Origin of the sequence: Micromonospora sp. NPDC049580 (assembly GCF_040675595.1) — a bacterium.
Taxonomy (GTDB): domain Bacteria; phylum Actinomycetota; class Actinomycetes; order Mycobacteriales; family Micromonosporaceae; genus Micromonospora.
The window spans coordinates 1-3536 of the sequence record NZ_JBFAPG010000578.1; the positions used below are offsets into that span (position 1 = coordinate 1).

A 3536-nucleotide genomic window follows, 5' to 3' on the forward strand; every position below is an offset into this window, starting at 1 on the left:
GGCCCCGCCACGTTGCGGGGCCGGCCTCCGTCGTACCGGGGGCGTGCCGGGGGTGGGCCGGCTCGTCAGCCCTCGGTGAACTCGACCCAGTTCAGGTTGCCCAGGCCGCTGGTCGGACCGCCCGGCACGGCGGCGTAGACCAGGTAGAGCCGGTGCGCCCCGGCCGGCTGGTCCACCGGCACCGTGGTGCTGGTGAAGGCCGAGTTGCCGGTGGTCGCGTTCACCGTCGCGGTGGCGACGAGCGGGCCGGTGGGCGAGTCGAGCCGCAGCTCCACCGCCGCCCGGGGAGTGCCGGCGGTGGCCGCCGAGCCGCCGGAGTGCCGCAGGGTCACGCTGGACACCCCACCCAGGTTGATCGGGTCGAAGGCGATGTGGTCGCCCGGGTCGATCCCGCTGACGTGCTGCCCGCCGCCGGTGTCACCCGTGGTGGCGACCTCGACGCCCTGCTTCACCTGGGCGTACTCGGCCTGCTGCCGGGGTGTCTGGATGATCGCCTGGCCGACCGTGGTGAGGGGGGCCTGGCCGCCGCCACCGAGGTCGGTGTACGAGGCGCTGATCCCGCCGTACAGGTACCCGCCGGCGTGGTCACCGCCGTCGGCCGGGGTGGCGAGGGTGCCGGTGCAGCCGGTGGTGGAGCTGTCCGGGTGGCCGTGGCTGTCGTGGCCGAGGACGAAGGTCACGGTGACCCGTGCGCAGTCCACCGGCCCGTCCTCCGGGTCGGTCACCGTGACGGTGAACGGCACGCTCTCGCCCCAGGTGAAGAAGCTGCCGCTCACCGGGGAGGTGACGGTCACCGTGGGCGCGGTGTTGCCGACCACGATCTCCTTGGTGAGCACCGCGGTCTTCCCGCTGGAGTCGGTCACCGTCAGCTTCGCGGTGTACGTCCCGTTCGCGGTGTAGGTGAACGACGGGCTCGGGTCGGCCGAGTCGACAGTGCCGTCGCTGGTGAAGTCCCAGGCGTACGAGATGGACTCGCCCGGGTCCGGGTCGTAGCTGCCGGCCGAGGAGAACCGCACCGTCAGCGGTGCCGTCCCGGAGGTCGGTGTGGCGTCGAGCTTCGCCACCGGCGACCGCTTGCCCTTGACGTAGCGGATCACCGAGAGCTGGGCGTCGGGGTTGGCCCGGAAGAAGCCGTCGCCGTACTCCAGCAGGTAGAGCGAGCCGTCGGGGCCGAACTCCATGTCCATCGGGTTGTCGAACACGACGCCCGGCAGGAACTGCTCCACGCCGGTCAGGGTGCCCTTGCCGTCGGTGCGCATCATGAAGATCTTGTCGCGGGTGAACTCACCGAAGACCACCGCGTTCTGGTAGTACTCGGGGAACTTCACTTCGGAGGTCGACGCCGGGTCGTACGAGTAGATCGGGCCGCCCATCGGGCCGACGCCGCCGGTGCCGATGACCGGCCACTTGAAGTCGCAGCCGACCGGCGGGGTCTCCAGGTACGACCCGGCACATGGGGTACGCCCGTCGAACGTGTACCAGAACTGCGGCTGCTCGACCTTCGGCAGCACCCGCAGGCCGGTGTTGCGCGGTGAGTCGTTGACGGGGGCGCCACAGTTGAACGGGGCGCCGGAGGTCCGAGTGACGAAGTCGTAGTCGATGTACGGCAGGCTGGGCGAGTAGCAGTACGGCCAGCCGTAGTTGCCGGCCTTGTTGGTGGCGAACCAGCGGCCGGTGCCGTCCGGGCCGCGGGTGGCGCTGGGTACGCGGGAGTCCGGCGAGTAGTCGCCCACGTAGACCATGCCCTTGGCGTCCACGTCGTACCGAAACGGGTTGCGCAGCCCCATCAGGAAGATCTCCGGCCGCGTCTTCCCGGCGGTGTCCTGCTCCTCGGGGAAGAGGTTGCCCTTGGGCACGGTGTAGGTGCCGTTGGCCCGTACCTTGATCCGCAGCAGCTTGCCGCGCAGGTCGTTGGTGTTGGCGGCCGAGCGCTGCGCGTCGTAGCCGGGGCCCTGCGTCGGTGACTCGTTGATCGGGGTGTAGCCGTCGGAGCCGCCGGCGTTGGTGTCGTCCCCGGTGATCAGGTAGAGCAGCCCCTTGCCGTCGAACTTGACCTCACCGGCCACGTGGCAGCAGATGCCACGGTCGGTGTCGACCCGGAGGATCTGCTGCTCGGTGCTCATGTCCAGGTGCGGGGTGGGGGAGTCCACCAGCTTGACCCGGGAGAGCTGGTTGTAGCCCTTGAACTTGTCCCACACGGTCGGGTCGGTGGAGGTGACCGGCGCGTCGCCCTCGTTGACGCCGGGTGTGGCCGGGTTGTCGACCGGGGTGTTCAGCTTCGGGGCGTAGTAGATGTAGACCCACCTGTTGGTCGCGAAGTCCGGGTCGATCGCCACCGACTGGAGGCCGTCCTCGTCGTGCTGGTACACGTCGACGGTGGTGATCACCGGGCTGGCGCCGGTGGCCGGGTCGTAGAGCCGGACCTCGCCGCCGCGGGTGTTGTGCAGCACCCGGCCGTCCGGCAGCACGGCCAGCGACATCGGCTCGCCTGGGTCGTCGTTGAGGGTGACCTTCTCGTAGTTGCCGAGCACGGTGGCGCCGCAGTCGCCCTCGACCACACCGGCGGACCACCGGATGCCGCCGAGCAGGTGCTCACGGAACTTCGCCGAGCGGTACGTCTCGATGCTGTGCCCGAGGCCGGTGTAGAAGGAACGGCCGCCCTGATAGTCCTTGCACCAGGTGACCGGGTGGTCGTACCCCATCGTGCCGCCGGTGTAGGTCTTCTCGTCCACGGTGGCCAGCACGTGCGCGGTGCCCCGGACGTTGCGGTCGAAGTTGTACCACTCCTCGGTGAGGGTGAGCGTGCGGGGCAGCGTCTCGGACGCCGGGTGGGCGCGGTCGGCCACGTCCACCACGCCGCGGCCGACCGGCGAGGCGGCGGCCGCCTTCGCGCCGACGAGGTTCTGGTAGAAGGCCCAGTCCGGCTCGGTCTCCGCCGCCGCGTGGACGCCCACGTAGCCGCCGCCCGCCTTGACGTACGCCTCGAAGGCCGCCTCCTGGCTGGCGTTGAGTACGTCGCCGGTGGTGTTGAGGAAGACCACCGCACGGTACTTCGCCAGCTCGGCGGCGGTGAACACGGCGGCGTCGCGGCTCACCGTGACGGTGAAGTGGTTCGCCTTGGCCAACTGCTGGATGGTGTCGACACCGTCGGTAATGGACGCCCGGCGCTCACCGGCGGTCTTGGTGAACACCAGCACCCGGTAGGTCTGCGGAGCGCGCACGGCGGCGCGGAGCGCGGCCGGTCCGTTCTCGACCACGGACGGCGCGATCGGGGGCGCGTCGTCGGCTGGTGCGGCGGTGGCGGGAACGGCGGAGGTGAGGGGGATGGTCAGGATGAGTCCAGCGGCGACGGCGAACCATCGTCGTCCGGTCGGTCGGGTCATCGTTCCTCCGGTGGTCGGCAGGCGCGTGGCATCCCCGGCCTGTTCGGGCCGGCAGCGCGACTGCGGTGGGGGATGGACCGGGCGCGTCCCGTCGCCGTACGGGAGGCGCGGGTGCGCAGGGCCGGTGCTCGACCGGCCCGTCACCACCTGCCG

1 protein-coding gene is annotated in these 3536 nt (G+C 70.8%); it reads right to left on the minus strand.

All coding sequences use genetic code 11. The features are described 5' to 3' along the window. Positions 1–65: 65 nt before the first annotated feature. A complete protein-coding gene (locus AB0J68_RS29380; RefSeq protein WP_363941797.1) occupies positions 66–3383 on the minus strand; it encodes a ThuA domain-containing protein in 3318 nt (1105 codons plus the stop codon). Positions 3384–3536: the final 153 nt, after the last annotated feature.